Origin of the sequence: Cellulophaga omnivescoria, from assembly GCF_027915275.1 — a bacterium.
GTDB lineage: Bacteria > Bacteroidota > Bacteroidia > Flavobacteriales > Flavobacteriaceae > Cellulophaga > Cellulophaga omnivescoria.
This window is the reverse complement of the sequence record NZ_CP115819.1, coordinates 1923935-1939750: the sequence shown is the minus strand read 5'-3', so window position 1 is coordinate 1939750 and position 15816 is coordinate 1923935. Positions and strand designations below refer to the sequence as shown.

Annotated in this window: 17 protein-coding genes; 11 read left to right on the top strand and 6 right to left on the bottom strand. The window is 33.1% G+C overall.

What is annotated here, in order from left to right; genetic code table 11:
* The first annotated feature begins 13 nt into the window (after positions 1-13).
* Positions 14-874: a 16S rRNA (adenine(1518)-N(6)/adenine(1519)-N(6))-dimethyltransferase RsmA gene (rsmA, locus tag PBN93_RS08650; RefSeq protein WP_077401547.1), complete on the top strand. Its 861-nt coding sequence runs from the start codon at positions 14-16 to the stop codon at positions 872-874.
* The gene (gene mgtE / locus PBN93_RS08645) at positions 861-2207 is read left to right on the top strand and encodes a magnesium transporter (RefSeq protein ID WP_077401544.1); all 1347 of its coding nucleotides are present in this window, start codon (positions 861-863) and stop codon (positions 2205-2207) included. Before rsmA ends, mgtE begins: the two co-directional genes overlap by 14 nt.
* On the opposite strand, the gene PBN93_RS08640 is transcribed toward mgtE, so the two are convergent.
* Positions 2202-2654 carry an Lrp/AsnC family transcriptional regulator gene (locus PBN93_RS08640; RefSeq protein ID WP_077401540.1) on the bottom strand — a complete coding sequence of 151 codons (453 nt, stop codon included), beginning with the start codon at positions 2652-2654 and terminating at the stop codon, positions 2202-2204. The genes mgtE and PBN93_RS08640 overlap by 6 nt on opposite strands.
* A gap of 161 nt (positions 2655-2815) precedes the next feature.
* Between PBN93_RS08640 and PBN93_RS08635 the strand changes: the two genes are divergently transcribed.
* From PBN93_RS08635 to PBN93_RS08600, 8 genes are all read left to right on the top strand, one after another.
* Positions 2816-3967 (top strand): histidine decarboxylase, encoded by a 1152-nt coding sequence (locus tag PBN93_RS08635; RefSeq protein WP_271080437.1) that lies wholly within the window; start codon positions 2816-2818, stop codon positions 3965-3967.
* A 102-nt stretch (positions 3968-4069) separates the two neighbouring features.
* A complete protein-coding gene (locus PBN93_RS08630; RefSeq protein ID WP_271080436.1) occupies positions 4070-5065 on the top strand; it encodes an MBL fold metallo-hydrolase in 996 nt (331 codons plus the stop codon).
* A gap of 41 nt (positions 5066-5106) precedes the next feature.
* A complete protein-coding gene (gene ggt / locus PBN93_RS08625) occupies positions 5107-6777 on the top strand; it encodes a gamma-glutamyltransferase (protein WP_271080435.1) in 1671 nt (556 codons plus the stop codon).
* Positions 6778-6794: 17 nt separating this feature from the next.
* A complete protein-coding gene (locus PBN93_RS08620; RefSeq protein ID WP_271080434.1) occupies positions 6795-7160 on the top strand; it encodes a cupin domain-containing protein in 366 nt (121 codons plus the stop codon).
* A 2-nt stretch (positions 7161-7162) separates the two neighbouring features.
* A complete protein-coding gene (locus tag PBN93_RS08615) occupies positions 7163-8101 on the top strand; it encodes a 2-hydroxyacid dehydrogenase (RefSeq protein WP_271080433.1) in 939 nt (312 codons plus the stop codon).
* A 28-nt stretch (positions 8102-8129) separates the two neighbouring features.
* On the top strand, positions 8130-8585 hold the full coding sequence (locus tag PBN93_RS08610; RefSeq protein ID WP_271080432.1) for a DUF1801 domain-containing protein: 456 nt from the start codon (positions 8130-8132) through the stop codon (positions 8583-8585).
* A gap of 7 nt (positions 8586-8592) precedes the next feature.
* On the top strand, positions 8593-8976 hold the full coding sequence (locus PBN93_RS08605; protein ID WP_271080431.1) for a VOC family protein: 384 nt from the start codon (positions 8593-8595) through the stop codon (positions 8974-8976).
* Between the two features lie 59 nt (positions 8977-9035).
* Positions 9036-9419, top strand: coding sequence for a TM2 domain-containing protein (locus PBN93_RS08600; RefSeq protein WP_100894003.1), 384 nt, complete (start codon positions 9036-9038; stop codon positions 9417-9419).
* Between the two features lie 57 nt (positions 9420-9476).
* Here PBN93_RS08600 and PBN93_RS08595 read toward each other — a convergent pair whose 3' ends face one another.
* The 4 genes from PBN93_RS08595 to PBN93_RS08580 form a co-directional block, all read right to left on the bottom strand.
* On the bottom strand, positions 9477-10481 hold the full coding sequence (locus PBN93_RS08595; RefSeq protein WP_271080430.1) for a carboxypeptidase-like regulatory domain-containing protein: 1005 nt from the start codon (positions 10479-10481) through the stop codon (positions 9477-9479).
* A gap of 12 nt (positions 10482-10493) precedes the next feature.
* Positions 10494-12305 (bottom strand): GNAT family N-acyltransferase, encoded by a 1812-nt coding sequence (locus tag PBN93_RS08590; protein ID WP_077401513.1) that lies wholly within the window; start codon positions 12303-12305, stop codon positions 10494-10496.
* A 79-nt stretch (positions 12306-12384) separates the two neighbouring features.
* Positions 12385-13635, bottom strand: a complete 1251-nt coding sequence (locus PBN93_RS08585) for an aspartate kinase (RefSeq protein ID WP_077401511.1) — start codon at positions 13633-13635, stop codon at positions 12385-12387.
* A gap of 37 nt (positions 13636-13672) precedes the next feature.
* Positions 13673-14152, bottom strand: a complete 480-nt coding sequence (locus PBN93_RS08580; RefSeq protein WP_077401508.1) for a GNAT family N-acetyltransferase — start codon at positions 14150-14152, stop codon at positions 13673-13675.
* A gap of 112 nt (positions 14153-14264) precedes the next feature.
* Here PBN93_RS08580 and fbp point away from each other — a divergent pair, with 112 nt between their 5' ends.
* A complete protein-coding gene (gene fbp, locus PBN93_RS08575; RefSeq protein ID WP_077401505.1) occupies positions 14265-15275 on the top strand; it encodes a class 1 fructose-bisphosphatase in 1011 nt (336 codons plus the stop codon).
* 55 nt (positions 15276-15330) lie between these two features.
* Here fbp and PBN93_RS08570 read toward each other — a convergent pair whose 3' ends face one another.
* Positions 15331-15753 (bottom strand): tellurite resistance TerB family protein, encoded by a 423-nt coding sequence (locus PBN93_RS08570; RefSeq protein WP_077401502.1) that lies wholly within the window; start codon positions 15751-15753, stop codon positions 15331-15333.
* Positions 15754-15816: the final 63 nt, after the last annotated feature.

Below are 15816 nucleotides of genomic sequence, written 5' to 3'. Positions count from 1 at the left end.
TAGCTACATAAATATGTCTAAAAAAAAGAAAGAATTTTTCAAGAAAAATAAGGCCGAACGTAAAAATGATAGTCCTGTTAAGGCTAAAAAACACCTTGGCCAGCATTTTTTGACAGATGAAGCTATTGCACAACAAATTGCAGAAACATTAACTCATACTGGGTACACAAACGTTATAGAAATTGGTCCGGGTACTGGTGTACTTACCAAGTACATTTTAAAACATAATTTAAATTTAATAGCTATGGATTTAGATACTGAATCTATAGCATATTTAAATCAGAATTTTTTATTAGAACACCCAGATTTACTTAACCGAAAAGGTACATTTAAAGTTGTGGAGGCAGATTTTTTAAAACAAGATTTAACTACCATTTTTGGCGACGAACAATTTGCTATAAGCGGTAATTTCCCGTACAACATATCTACACAAATTGTGTTTAAAACACTAGAACACAAAGAGCAGATACCAGAGTTTACAGGTATGTTTCAAAAAGAAGTTGCAGAGCGCATTTGCTCTAAAGAAGGTAGTAAAGCTTATGGTATTTTATCTGTATTAACACAAGCTTACTACCACGCAGAGTATTTGTTTACTGTACCTCCAACAGTTTTTAATCCACCGCCAAAGGTAGACTCTGGTGTACTAAGGCTAACTCGTAAAGAAAATTTAGACATAGGTGTAGATGAAAAATTATTATACCGTGTTGTAAAAGCAGTATTTAATCAGCGTAGAAAAACCATCAGAAATAGCTTAAAAACCTTTGAACTTTCTGATAATTTAAAAGAAGACCCTATCTTTGGCAAACGTCCAGAACAATTAGCAGTTGCGGATTTTGTAGCACTTACAAAAAAGATAGCCAATGACACCGTTTAAATTAACAGACGAGTTTTTACAGCATATAGAAACATTAATTTCCAATCAAAAAGATGCAGATATTCAGCTTCTTTTAGAGGAAATACACTATGCAGATATTGCAGAAATAGTTAATGAGCTAAATACTGATGAAGCTACTTACATTATTAAACTATTAGAGAGTGATAAAACCTCTGATATTTTAACCGAGCTAGATGAAGACGTAAGAGAATCTATTTTAGGAAACTTATCTACCAAGGAAATTGCAGATGAGCTTAATGAACTAGATACAGATGATGCCGCAGATATTGTTGCAGAGTTACCACAAAACATTGTACAAGAGGTAATATCTGAACTAGAAGACAGGGAACATGCAAAAGACATTGTAGACCTTTTACGATATGATGAGTATTCTGCTGGTGGATTAATGGCAAAAGAACTTGTTAAAGTAAATGTAAATTGGAATGTGCTTACCTGCGTAAAAGAAATGCGCGCACAGGCAGAAAATGTAACCAGAGTACACTCTATTTATGTAGTAGATGACGAAGAAAAATTAAAAGGAAGATTATCATTAAAAGATTTACTTACCACATCAACAAAAACACACATTAAAGATGTGTATATCCCAAAGGTAGATTCTGTTTCTGTAAACGAAAAACCAGAAGAAATTGCTAAAATAATGTCTAGGTATGACCTTGAAGCCATACCCGTTGTAGATGAAATTGGCAGACTTGTGGGTAGAATTACTATTGATGATATTGTAGACGTAATTAAAGAAGAAGCCGACAAAGATTACCAAATGGCGGCAGGTATATCACAAGATGTAGAAGCAGATGATAGTATTTTAGACCTTACAAAAGCACGTTTACCTTGGTTAATACTAGGTCTTTTTGGCGGTGTAGGCTCTGCCACTATTATGGGCACTTTTGAAGGCGTTATTAAAGGTCACATATCCTTACTATTATTTACACCATTAATTGCCGCTATGGCTGGTAATGTTGGTGTACAATCTAGTGCAATTATAGTACAAGGTATTGCTAATGATGACCTTAAAGGTAGTATGATTAATAGGCTAATTAAAGAGATTCTACTGTCTGCCCTTAACGGTACTATACTAGCTATAATACTTTTTAGCTTTGCTTGGCTAATGGAAGGCGATGTAAAAATGGCATTTGCGATTTCTATTTCATTAATTGCTGTTATAATTGTTGCTGGTATTATTGGCACGTTTGTCCCTATTTTTTTACATAAAAGAGGCATAGACCCTGCCATTGCAACTGGTCCGTTTATCACTACTAGTAATGATATTTTTGGTATTATAATTTATTTTTCAATAGCTAAAATGTTCTTATAAAACATAAGCGGTATCATTCTTAATTTCCTCTAAAACAAAAGAACTTTGCACGTTAGATATGCCCTTAATTACAGATAATTTATCTAATACAAATTGTTGGTACTGCGTCATATCACTAACAGCAACTTTTAGTAAAAAATCGTAATTACCAGACAAGTGTTGGCAGCTCATTATTTCTGGCAAATTAGCCACGCTATTTTTAAAATTATCTATTAATTCCCTAGAGTGCGTTGCTAATGTAATATGGCAATATACTTTAATGGTTTTATTAATCATTTCCTCACTAAGTAATGCAACATAGCCTTTAATATAATTTTGCTGCTCTAACTTTTTAATACGCTCAAAAGTAGGCGATACTGTTAGTCCAATTTTATCTGCAATTTCTTTAGTGTTTTGCTTTGCATTTTGTTGCAATAGCATTAGTATTTTTTTGTCTACAGCATCCATATCAGTATATTTTTTTGTTAGGTCGATAAAATTCAATTTAAAACAGAATAATCATACTGAAAATAAAAAACATAACAGTATTATTTATCAAACTAACAACAAATTAAAGACACTTTGCCTGGAAATACTAATTTTACAGCATTAAAACCTACTATACTACTATGTATCAAAACATATCAGAAAAAGACACAGAACGCCTTTACAAACTAAAGGAAAACATAGAACAAGCCAGAGATACATTTTTAGGTTACCCTGTATCTAAAGATTTTGATTATTCTGAGCTTAGCAGCTTTTTACAATACCCAATAAACAACTTAGGAGATCCGTTTGAAGATGGTACGTACAAAGTACAAACCCACGAAATGGAAAAAGAAGTTGTTGCTTTTTTTGCAAAACTATTTAGAGCACAACCAACAGATTATTGGGGTTATATTACCAATGGTGGCTCTGAAAGCAACTTATACGGTTTGTATTTAGCAAGAGAATTATACCCAAAAGGAATGGTGTATTATTCTGAGTCTACACACTATAGCGTGCGCAAAAATATTCATTTGTTAAATATTCCAAGTATTATTATTCGTTCTCAAGAAAATGGAGAAATAGATTATGAAGATTTTGAGAATACAGTTAAAATGAATCGTCATAAACCTGCCATTGTACTCACTACATTTGGCACTACAATGAAAGAAGCAAAAGACGATGTTTCTAAAATAAAAAGTATTTTAAAAAACTTAGCCATACAAGACCATTACATACATTGTGACGCTGCATTATCTGGCACATACGGCGCATTTATGGAGCCACGCATACCGTTTGACTTTAAAGATGGGGCAGATAGTATATCTATAAGCGGACATAAGTTTATAGGTTCCCCTATTCCGTCTGGTGTTATAATTACCAAGCGTAGCAATAGGGATCGTATTGCAAAAGGCATCTCTTACATTGGTTCTTTAGATACTACAATTACAGGTTCTAGAAATGGTCATAGTCCACTATTTTTATGGTATGCACTTAAAAAACTAGGCGTAAATGGCTTAAGAGCACGTTACCAAAAAAGTTTAGAAACTGCTGTGTATTGTGAAAACAGACTAAAAGAAATTGGAGTAAACGCTTGGCGTAATCCAAATTCTATTACTGTTGTATTTCCTAAAACAGCTATAGAAGTAAAACAAAAATGGCAATTAGCTACAGAAGGTAATGTTGCCCATGTTATTTGTATGCCCAATGTTACAAAAGCACAAATAGATGAGTTTATTTATGGTATGTCGCAAGCCAGCACTATTGAAGAAGAAGAATTTGAGCTAGATTTTTAGATTAACACTACTAGTTTAGAACCTAAAAGTCAATGGAAGTATTTTCCATTGGCTTTTTTTGTTACCAATTGGTTATCTTTATAAATAACAAAGCAATAACCAATGATAAAAAACTTATTACACATATGTGTTTTACTGCTTATATTAAGTGCTTGCAAACCCAAAGAAAAACCAATAAATACAACAGAAGACACCAATCAAAAAGCAACAGAAAATAGTACTCCAAAGATTACCAATACTGCATTGGTTATTTTAGGAACGGTACAAGATGCTGGTTCACCACAGATAGGATGCAAAAAAGATTGTTGTAAAGACTTATTTACAAACCCTGACCCAAGCAGAAAAGTTGTTTCATTAGGAGTTGTAGACACCAAAAACAAAGCAACTTTTTTGTTTGAAGCCACACCAGATATTGCAACACAAGTAAAGACCTTAAAAAACAGTGCTAATTTTAATGCATATGAAATTCCTACCGGTGTTTTTTTAACACACGCACATATTGGTCATTACGCAGGTTTAATGTACTTAGGAAAAGAAGCTATGAATGCTAGTAACACACCTGTTTATGCTATGCCTAAAATGAAAACATTTTTAGAAAACAATGGGCCTTGGAGTCAGCTTGTGGCCAACCAAAACATAGAAATAAAAGCTACTGAAAACAACAAAACAATACAGCTAACCTCTACTTTAAAAGTAGTTCCTTTTACTGTTCCACACAGAGATGAGTTTTCTGAAACCGTAGGTTACACCATAATTGGACCAAACAAAAGTGCTTTGTTTATTCCAGATATTGACAAGTGGAATAAGTGGGAACAAGATATTATTACTGAAATTGCAAAAGTAGATTATGCCTTTATAGATGCTACTTTTTTTGATGCCGCAGAAATAAACAACAGAGATATTTCTGAAATACCTCATCCATTTATTGTAGAAAGTATGGAATTATTTAAAGAGTTAACTTTTACAGAAAAAAGTAAAATAAACTTCATCCATTTTAACCATACAAACCCAGCCTTAAACATTAAAAGCGCTAAGGCAAAACAAATTATAAAAAACGGTTTTAACATAGCACAAATTAACGGTGTTTACAACTTATAAAAACACCTTACAAATACTATATTTACTTAAAAATTACACCTATGAAAATTAAACTATTTTATCTTTTAGTTTGTGCACTTTTTACAACGGTAACCAACGCACAAACCTATGCTAAAAATGGTATGGTAGTATCAGACAACAGCGTAGCATCTAAAGTTGGCACAGAAATACTAAAAAAAGGCGGTAATGCAATAGATGCCTCTGTAGCAACTGCTTTTGCACTAGCAGTTACGCACCCACAAGCAGGTAATATTGGCGGTGGTGGCTTTTTGGTTTTTATGAAATCTGATGGCAACGCTACTACAATAGATTTTAGAGAAAAAGCACCTTTAAAAGCAACTACAAATATGTTTTTAGATGAACAGGGCAACTTAAAACCTGGCTCTAACCACAATGGTTTACAATCTGTTGGTGTACCCGGAACCGTTGCAGGCTTGTTTTTGGCTCATAAAAAATACGGCAAACTACCTTGGTCTTCACTAGTACAACCAGCTATTAATTTAGCAGAAAACGGTGTGCCTTTGTCTTATACGCTTTATAAGCACGCCTTACATTACAAAAAGGAATCTGAATTTATGGCCAATTATTTTACCAATGAAAAAGGTGAAATAACACAAATGGATGAAATTTGGAAACAACCTGTACTTGCCGCAACGCTAAAAGAAATTAGAGACAATGGTAAAGACGGTTTTTACAAAGGTAAAGTAGCCAAAGAAATTGCTCGTTTTATGAAAAAAAATGACGGTTTAATTACATTAAAAGATTTAGCAAAATATGAAGCCGTGGAAAGAACTCCTTTAAGAGGAACTTATAAGGGATACGACATTCTTGTAATGCCACCTCCTAGTTCTGGTGGAGTTGCATTGTTAGAAATGATGAATATTATGGAGTTAGCAGATTTTAACAAAAAGCCTTTTAACTCTACTCCTTACGTACATTTGGTAGCAGAAGCTATGCGTAGAGCTTTTGCAGATAGAGCAGAACATTTGGGCGACCCAGACTTTAATTTAAATATGCCTTTAGAAAAACTTACGTCTAAACAATTTGCTAAAAACAGGTTTAAAAATATAGACTGGCAAAAAGCATCTGTAAGCGATTCTACCAAATTTGGACAAATTTATGAAGGCAACAATACCACACATTTATCAATTTTAGATAAAGATGGCAATGCAGTGTCTTTAACATATACCTTAGAACACTCTTATGGCTCTAGATTAGGCTCTCCAAAACTTGGTTTTATTTTTAATAATGAAATGGGCGATTTTAATCCGCAACCAGGATACACAAATAGCAAAGGCTTAATTGGTTCCGCTGCTAACATTATTAAGCCAGAAAAAAGAATGCTTTCTAGTATGACACCTACAATTGTTGCCAAAGACGGTAAAGCTGTTTTGGTTATTGGTAGCCCAGGCGGAAGAACAATTATAAACACAGTTTTTCAGACAGTTTTAAATGTTATTGAGTTTAATATGCCTATACACAAAGCCATTGAAGCTATGAAAATTCACCACCAATGGTTACCAGACCGTATTTTGTATGAAAAAGATTTACTGTCTCCAGACACTGTAAAGTCATTAGAAGCTATGGGACACACTATGGTAGAACGCGAGCACTTAGGCAGATTAATGGGTATTACTGTAGATACTGAAAATAAGGTTTATATTGGAGCATCAGACTCATCTAGTCCAGACGGTGGCGCAATTGGTTATTAATTTTAATAGATTTTATTTTGAAAACCATCAACCTAAAAGAAAAACAAAGCAAGTTTAGTAAACACTGGCATCCACACCAAATTGCTGTTGTAGACAATATGCAGGTACTTTTAGCCAAATTAAAAGGCGACTTTGTTTGGCACGCACACGAGAATGAAGATGAACTTTTTCAGGTACTAAAAGGTACATTGTATATGCAATTTAGAGACCGTACAGAAATAGTAAAAGAGGGTGAAATAATTGTGGTACCAAAAGGCGTAGAACATTGCCCTAGAACAGAAAACGATGAAGTTGTAGAGGTATTGTTGTTTGAAAAACAATCTATTTTACATACAGGTACTGTTATTGACGAGAAAACACAAACTGAATATCCAAAAATATAATAATGAAAGTATTGCATTTAGATAAAAACCATCCTTTAATAATAGAACAATTTAAAGGTTTTGGTTTTACAAACGATGTAGATTATACAGCAAGCAAAGAAGAAGTTGAAGCTATTATTCATAACTACGAAGGCTTAATTATACGCAGTAGATTTCCGTTAGACAAAGCATTTTTAGATAAAGCAACAAACTTAAAATTTATAGGAAGATTAGGTGCAGGCCTAGAAAATATAGATACCAATTACGCTACGCAAAAAGGCATTTTTTTAGCCTCTGCCCCAGAAGGCAACCTTAATGCTGTTGGTGAACATACGTTAGGTATGATTTTATCTTTATTTAACAAGCTAAACAAAGCAGACCAAGAAGTACGTAACGGAAAATGGGACAGAGAAGGCAACCGTGGAATTGAGTTAGACGGCAAAACTGTAGGCATAATTGGTTATGGAAATATGGGCAATGCTTTTGCTAAAAAACTACGTGGTTTTGATGTTGATGTATTGTGTTATGACATTAAAGATGATGTTGGAAACGAAAATGCAACACAGGTATCTCTAGAAGAATTGCAACAAAAAGCAGATGTATTAAGTTTACACGTACCACAAACAGAGCTTACCAAAAATATGGTGACAAGTACATTTATAAATGGCTTTAAAAAGCCGTTTTGGTTATTTAATACAGCTCGTGGTAAATGTGTAATAACAGCAGATTTAGTGGCAGCACTAAAAGAGGGTAAAATACTAGGTGCTGGTTTAGATGTTTTAGAGTATGAGAAAGCTTCTTTTGAACATATGTTTACAGATAACGAGCTACCAGAAGCTTTTGAATATTTAATAAAATCTGATAACGTATTACTTAGTCCGCACGTAGCAGGTTGGACGGTAGAGAGCAAAATTAAACTTGCACAAACTATTGTAGACAAGGTAAAAGCAAAGTTTTTGTAACTTTAAAACAACCAATACACAGCCAATTATGCAATCTAAAGCCACAACACCAAACCAATACATTAAAGAGCTGCCAGAAGAGCGCAAAGAAGCTGTATCTAAAATTAGAGAAACAATTTTAAGCAATATTCCTAGTGGTTTTACAGAAACTATGAGTTATGGTATGTTAGGCTATGTTGTACCACATACTTTGTATGCAGACGGCTACCATTGCGATCCTAAATTGCCGCTCCCCTTTATAAATGTGGCATCACAAAAAAACTTTATAGCATTGTACCATTCTGGTATTTATGCAGATCCTGACCTTTTAAACTGGTTTACTAAAGAGTATCCTAAACACTGTAAGCGCAAATTAGATATGAGCAAAAGTTGTATAAGATTTAAAAAGATAGATGATATCCCATACGAGTTAATTGGCGAACTGGCTACAAAAATGACAGTACAACAATGGATAGATTTATACGAGAAAAACACCAAAAAATAAAACCAATATGAAAAGAGTTACAGGCTTAGGAGGATTCTTTTTTAAAACAGAAGACCCTGATAAAATAAAACAATGGTACAAAGAAAGGTTAGGACTAGATACAGACCGTTATGGTTGTACCTTTTGGTGGAAAGATAAAGAAGGAAATGATTGCAGTACACAGTGGAGTCCAATGAAAAATGACACCACGTATTTTGAACCTAGCAAATCTTCTTTTATGATGAATTTTAGGGTAGAAAACTTAGTAAAATTATTAGAAGTTTTAAAAGCAGAAGGTGTTACTATTGTTGGTGAAATAGAAGAATATAGCTACGGAAAATTTGGATGGATACTAGACCCTGAAGGAAATAAACTAGAACTATGGGAGCCAAAAGATGATGCTTTTAAGTAATAATTAAAAAAAATTACTACATTTAACCCACAATTAAATTAAACCAACACACAAAAATTATGTCAGAAGAAAACAAGGATTTTGCTGATGAAGCAAAAGAAACAACAAACGAATTTGCAGAAGGCGCAAAAGAAGCTGCTAACGATATATCTGAAGGCCTAAACAATATGGCTGGAGGAGAAAACAAGAAAATGCTAGTTGGTATTTTAGCAATTATCTTTGGATCTTTAGGAGTTCATAAATTTATTTTAGGCTACCAAAAAGAAGGTATTATTTTGCTAGTTGCAACCGTAGTAGGTTACGCAACTCTTTGCATTGCTGTTGGTGGTATCATTCTTGCAGCAACTTGGATTATTGGTATTGTTGAAGGTATTATGTACCTAACAAAATCTGATGAAGAATTCTACAACACATACCAAGTAGGTAGAAAGCCTTGGTTCTAAAAAATTAAAACAAATTACAGTACAAAAGGGCTATCTATTTTTTAGATGGCCTTTTTTTTAGTTGGCAGACTCATAATCTAGTGGCAATGTATTTGCAATTCTAAGTAAGCCCATATCACCACCAAACAACACTACATCTACAGGAGAATGGTTTCCGTGAGCATCAATATAAAAAGGATTTTGAGTTACCATAATAAAAGAATTACTCCACCTGTTGTGCAGTATATTTAAACGTTCTAAAGACTGAATTACTTTAGCGCTGCCATCTTCTATTTTTTCTATTTTGTAATAATCATAAGGCTGTACCTCCAAGCTTTCTTTAAAAATTCTAAATTTTTCTTCTGTTAGTCGCTTTGCAGACAAAGCACGCATAAAATGCAATGTAGAACCAAAATAAGTAAGTTCTCTATTTTTAATATACTTACGTCTTGGTTTTTTACCAATCTCCATAAACAAAGTAGTTCCTGCATAAAATACAGAACCTGTTAGCCTAAAACCATTGGCATTGGTTTTGTATCTAACTTCAAAATCTTGCAAATGATACTCTAAATTATACCCTAAAAATTTATTTTGAACTTTAATAGGCTTGTTAGCATAAGCATATAGTATGTCTTCTTTTTTACTATAGTACAAGCGTACATCATCTTCATTTAAAATTTTACATTTTTGCGCTGGTAAAGTAGTTCCTAAAAATTGATTTCTAAAGATGCGTAATTTCTTTTCTCTACTCCAAGTATCTGGCTCCAATACAACTTCATTTAACTGCTCTATTTCTTCTGGCAAGTAAATGTTACCAAGATTCTTTTTATCTGTAACCTTTATAACTTTATTTTTGTATCCAAAATAACTTATTACCAAAGGGGAAGTACTATTCTTTTCTGTAGAAATACTAAAATAACCATCTGTATTAGTGACTACACCAATGGTTGTGCCATCATAAAAAACAGATGCACCTTGCAATGGCTCTTTACTAACCTCATCTAAGACATAGCCAGTAACCGTATTTTGCGTATATGCTTGTAAAAAAAGAAGTGCAAATAAAAAAAAGAGTGTTGTTTTCATTTGCATTTAATATTATTCTGCCTGTTCGTTATTGTGTAGTTTTTGCTCCAATTCTGCCTGAAATTCTTCCATAACAGGTTTTACAGTACTCTCTGGTATATCTGCAATTTTAATATACATTAAGCCATCTACAGAGTTGTTAAAAAGCGGATCTACATTAAAAGCTACCACTTTTGCATTTTGTTTAATGTATTTTTTAATTAAAACTGGCAATCTTAAATTACCTGGTTCTACTTCATCAATAAGTCTATCAAACTTATTTAAATCAGCCTCAGTTTCATCAAAAATAAATTCTTTATCTGCGTCTTTTAATTTTACCTTAAACTCTTTTTTAGGCCTAATATACTGCGCTACATATGGGTCCCAGTAGTTAGATTTCATAAACTCTATCATTAAAGATTTAGAGAAATTAGAAAACTGATTACTAATACTAACACCACCTATTAAATATTTATGCTCTGGATGTCTAAGTGTTGTGTGCACAATTCCTTTCCATAATAAAAACAAAGGCATAGGTTTTTGTTGGTATTCTTTAATAATGTATGCTCTACCCATTTCTATGGTTTGTTTCATCATACCATACAATTCTGGCTCTAACCTAAAAAGATCTTGTACATAAAAACCATCAATACCATATTTATCAAAAATTTCTGCACCTAATCCCATACGGTATGCACCTACAATAGCTTTACCTTCATCATCCCAAAGAAATAAATGGTGATAGTAATTATCAAACTCATCTAAATCTATTGCCTTGTTTGTACCCTCACCTATGGCTCTAAAAGTAACTTCTCTTTGCCTACCTATTTCTTGTAAAATAAATGGCATATCTACTGCTGTAGCTAAAAAAACCTCATAAGACTTACTTTGTAAAAGTCTACAATCTTTTTTGCGTAACTCTTCAATTTCTTTCTCTATTAGTTCTCTACTTACAGGAGTTGCTATTTTTTTTGGTGCCTTAGGTATTTTAAGTGTTGTTGGCACTTTATCTATTAACCTCTCTTTTTCAAAAGCATTAGATAGCATATAGGTTTTTCTACGTAATAGCTCGGTAAAATCTGCCAAACTACTTTGCTCGTTTTGTGTTTTTACTGTTATAGGCTGACCAATTCTAACCTTAATAACTCTGTTTTTTTGCGTAGTAACCTCAGAAGGTAATTTAGCAGTTCTAAAAACATCACTAATTTTAGACAACCTATAAAACAACCTACTATTTTTTGCGTGAAAATAGATAGGAACAACGGGTACTTCTGCTTTTCTTATTAATTTTAAAGCGGTTTCTTCCCAAGGTTTATCTACAATTAATTTACCATCTCTGTAGGTAGACACCTCTCCTGCTGGAAAAATACCTAATGGGTGACCACCTCTTAAATGTAGCATTGCATTTTTAAATCCGGCTAAACTACTTTTTACTTCCTTTCTAGTCTCAAAAGGATTTACGGGAAGTATGTAAGGCGACATTGGCTCTATTCTGTTTAACAGAAAATTAGCCATTATTTTAAAATCTTCTCTATGCTGTAATAATAATTTTAATAGCAAAACACCATCTATACCACCCAGCGGGTGGTTAGATATGGTTATGTATGCACCGTCTTTTGGAAGTCTTTTAAAATCTTCCTCAGGAATCTCAAATTTAATTTGGTAATGCTCTAAAATAGCATCTAAAAAAGCTGTTCCGTTAAGGTGTTTATGGTTGTCATAAAAGGTATTAATACTAGATATTTTAGTCACCTTCATTAACAACCAACCTATAAAAGTGCCAACAAAACCAAACTTATCTACTTTAATGGCTTGCGCAACTTCTTTTGCTGTAACTAATCCCATACATTATATTGTGATAAACAAATATAACTTATTAGTTTTAATGTAAAACAATGTAGCTTATTATAATGCCAATAAGATATTACTTTACCACCAATTGTACGGTTTCTTTAGCTCTTTGTTCCAATAAAATTTCTTTTCCGTTTTGTATACTTTCTATGGCTTTTGTGTTAAAATGACGAATAGTATACAGAGAAACTCCCTCTTGGTGGTTTACCTTAAACTTTCCTTTTAGTTTGTTTAATAAATCTGGTAACTGATCAAACTTATTATCTACACACACAGAAAAACTAATAGCAGAATTTTGTATTAAATCTACCTTCATTTTATGGTCATGCAACAATTTAAATAACTCACTAATGCTATCTTCTACAATAAAAGAAAAATCTAAAGAAGAAAGTTTCATTAGAACTAAGTCTCTTTTAATAATAAAACAAGGTACTTTTGGTTCTATTCCTTCACCTTTACCTACAGTAGTTCCCGCATCTAATGGGTTTAAAAAAGATTTTACACGCAGCGGAATTTCTTTACGCTGTAAAGGCTGTAATGTTTTTGGGTGAATTACAGACGCACCGTAAAAAGCAAGTTCTATTGCCTCTCTGTATGATATTTTGTTTAGCAACTGTGTTTCTTCAAAATACCTAGGATCTGCATTTAAAACACCTGGCACATCTTTCCAAATGGTAACCTCCGTAGCATTTAAACAGTACGCTAATATAGCAGCAGAATAATCAGACCCCTCTCTACCCAAAGTAGTGGTAAAGTTGTTATCATCACTCCCTAAAAAACCTTGTGTAATATTTAGTTTACTTTTATCTATACCTGCAGTAATTTTCTCTTGTGTTTTATCCCAATCTACAATAGCATCTCTGTAATTGTCGCTTGTTTTTATAAACTCTCTAACATCTAACCAGTTGTTTTGTATATTAACTTGGTTTAAATACGCGCTTAAAATTGTAGTAGAAAGCAACTCTCCATAACCAACAACTTGGTCGTACACAAAACTACGTTTTGGTGATTTGTTCCACGCTAAAAACCCTTGCACCTCATCAAACAAAACTTTTACTTTAGTATAAACTTCGTGCTGTGTATTGTCAAACAAATCATTTAAAATGTTTATATGAAAATCTACAATTTCTTGTATTGTTGCCGGCAAACCAGCTTTATTATTAAAATATGCATTAACAACATCTTCCATTGCATTAGTAGTTTTGCCCATTGCAGAAACTACAACTAAAGTATTTGTATGCCCAACTTGTTGTAACACATTTACAACATTTTTTACACCAGCAGCATCTTTTACAGAAGCGCCACCAAATTTAAAAATCTTCATTCTATTATGTTATGTTTTGTATTAGCTAACCTATTACCTATAGGTTTGCTATATAATTTTTAATCCCTTTTTCATCTAAATGCACAACGTCCCAATCTCTTTTTACGTCTGCACCTTTACTTTGGTAAAATTTAATTGCCGGCTCGTTCCAATCTAAAACTTCCCAACATATACGTTTAACACCTTGACTATGGCCGTACTTTATAACCTCATTTAACAACAACGTTCCCACACCAGAACCTCGCATTTTTTGGGTAACAATTAAATCTTCTAAATGCAAAACAGGTCCCTTCCAAGTAGAGTATCTGTTGTAAACCAAAGCCAAACCAACAACTTTATTATTTGCTTCTGCAACAAAACAGTGAAACAATTTATGATCTCCAAAACCATCTAAAATTAAATCGTCTACAGTAACCTCTACCGCTTCTGGTTCTTTTTCAAAAAGCGCCAATTCCTTAATTAAATTAAGCACTTGCGGCATATCTTCCTTGGTTGCATCTCTAGTAATAAACTCCATAATTAATCTCTAATAAACTGCAAAGTAACACGTTTAAGCGACTTTAAATAGCGAAATCGTTGTAGTATCACAAAATTATCGATATTTGTAGTTAAATAAAACACAGCTATTAATGGACAAAAAAAACAAGACTTTAGGAGAATTCATTATTGAAAACCAATCCTCATTTCAATATTCTTCTGGAGAACTTTCTAAACTGATTAACGCCATACGTTTAGCCGCAAAAGTGGTTAACCATGAGGTAAACAAAGCAGGATTAATAGACATTTTAGGAGCCGCTGGCGACACTAACATACAAGGTGAAGACCAACAAAAACTAGATGTTTTAGCTAATGAAAAGTTTATACAAACGTTAAAAAACAGAGAAATTGTTTGTGGTATAGCATCTGAAGAAGAAGATGATTTTATTAGCATTAATAGCCAAGATGAACAACACCAAAACAAATATATTGTACTAATAGACCCATTAGATGGCTCTTCTAATATAGACGTAAACGTGTCTGTAGGTACTATTTTTTCTATTTATCGCAGAGTAACTCCTGTTGGCACACCGGTTACAATTGATGACTTTTTGCAACCAGGAGATAACCAAGTAGCAGCAGGCTACATTGTTTACGGTACATCTACAATGTTAGTATATACAACAGGTGACGGTGTAAATGGTTTTACATTAAATCCAGCAATTGGTACATTTTACCTATCGCACCCAAATATGCAATTTCCAGAAACTGGCAAAATATACTCTGTAAACGAAGGTAACTACATACACTTTCCGCAAGGCGTAAAAGATTACATAAAATATTGCCAGCAAGAAGAAGGAGACAGACCTTACACCTCTAGGTATATTGGCTCATTGGTATCGGACTTTCATAGAAATATGATAAAAGGTGGCATTTACATGTACCCAAAAAGCAGCAAGGCTCATGAAGGCAAACTACGCTTGTTATACGAGTGTAACCCAATGGCATTTTTAGCAGAACAAGCTAATGGTAAAGCAAGTGATGGTAAAGGGCGTATTATGGCTTTAAAACCAACAGAGTTACACCAACGTGTACCTTTCTTTTGTGGTAGCACCAAAATGGTAGAAAAGGCAGAAGAATTTATTGCAAAGGCTAATAAATAAAAATAAAAAACGAGGCAAATGCCTCGTTTTTTTTATACTCTAAAACACTATTTGCTTATTTTCTTACCAGCATAGCATAATCATCAAAATCTAATTTACCTCCAAAAATTACAATAGATCTAGAGATAACTTTATCTGCAGACTCATTAGAATATCCTAAACCAATAGCATATTTTTTTATAAGTACTCTTTCATCATCATCAATATCATGATCTGCAAAAATAATTTTAAACAAATCATACATACGCTCTAAACGTCTGTCTAAACTTGTTGGCGGATCAATTGGGTAAGCCCCAGGGTTTTTCATTACCTCTTTGTACTCAGTTTCAGTAATATCTAATTTACGTGCAAAACGGTCTAAAACAACTTTTTCTGCATCGTTAACCTCACCATCTACACTTGCTAAAGAAGCAATAGATGCAAAGTGTGCAACATTTTTTCTATGTTCGCTATTACCGTATAAATCTTTAAAAGACATAATTTATAATTTAATTTAGATTGCAAATATAATTTTTTGCAATAATAGAACTTCAAAATTTTA

Excerpts from the sequence above, each read along its gene's own strand:
- rsmA (WP_077401547.1), top strand. The coding sequence starts at position 14 with ATGTCTAAAAAAAAGAAAGAATTTTTCAAGAAAAATAAGGCCGAACGT.
- mgtE (WP_077401544.1), top strand. The coding sequence starts at position 861 with ATGACACCGTTTAAATTAACAGACGAGTTTTTACAGCATATAGAAACA.
- PBN93_RS08640 (WP_077401540.1), bottom strand. The coding sequence starts at position 2,654 with ATGGATGCTGTAGACAAAAAAATACTAATGCTATTGCAACAAAATGCA.
- PBN93_RS08635 (WP_271080437.1), top strand. The coding sequence starts at position 2,816 with ATGTATCAAAACATATCAGAAAAAGACACAGAACGCCTTTACAAACTA.
- PBN93_RS08630 (WP_271080436.1), top strand. The coding sequence starts at position 4,070 with ATGATAAAAAACTTATTACACATATGTGTTTTACTGCTTATATTAAGT.
- ggt (WP_271080435.1), top strand. The coding sequence starts at position 5,107 with ATGAAAATTAAACTATTTTATCTTTTAGTTTGTGCACTTTTTACAACG.
- PBN93_RS08615 (WP_271080433.1), top strand. The coding sequence starts at position 7,163 with ATGAAAGTATTGCATTTAGATAAAAACCATCCTTTAATAATAGAACAA.
- PBN93_RS08610 (WP_271080432.1), top strand. The coding sequence starts at position 8,130 with ATGCAATCTAAAGCCACAACACCAAACCAATACATTAAAGAGCTGCCA.
- PBN93_RS08605 (WP_271080431.1), top strand. The coding sequence starts at position 8,593 with ATGAAAAGAGTTACAGGCTTAGGAGGATTCTTTTTTAAAACAGAAGAC.
- PBN93_RS08600 (WP_100894003.1), top strand. The coding sequence starts at position 9,036 with ATGTCAGAAGAAAACAAGGATTTTGCTGATGAAGCAAAAGAAACAACA.
- PBN93_RS08595 (WP_271080430.1), bottom strand. The coding sequence starts at position 10,481 with ATGAAAACAACACTCTTTTTTTTATTTGCACTTCTTTTTTTACAAGCA.
- PBN93_RS08590 (WP_077401513.1), bottom strand. The coding sequence starts at position 12,305 with ATGGGATTAGTTACAGCAAAAGAAGTTGCGCAAGCCATTAAAGTAGAT.
- PBN93_RS08585 (WP_077401511.1), bottom strand. The coding sequence starts at position 13,635 with ATGAAGATTTTTAAATTTGGTGGCGCTTCTGTAAAAGATGCTGCTGGT.
- PBN93_RS08580 (WP_077401508.1), bottom strand. The coding sequence starts at position 14,152 with ATGGAGTTTATTACTAGAGATGCAACCAAGGAAGATATGCCGCAAGTG.
- fbp (WP_077401505.1), top strand. The coding sequence starts at position 14,265 with ATGGACAAAAAAAACAAGACTTTAGGAGAATTCATTATTGAAAACCAA.
- PBN93_RS08570 (WP_077401502.1), bottom strand. The coding sequence starts at position 15,753 with ATGTCTTTTAAAGATTTATACGGTAATAGCGAACATAGAAAAAATGTT.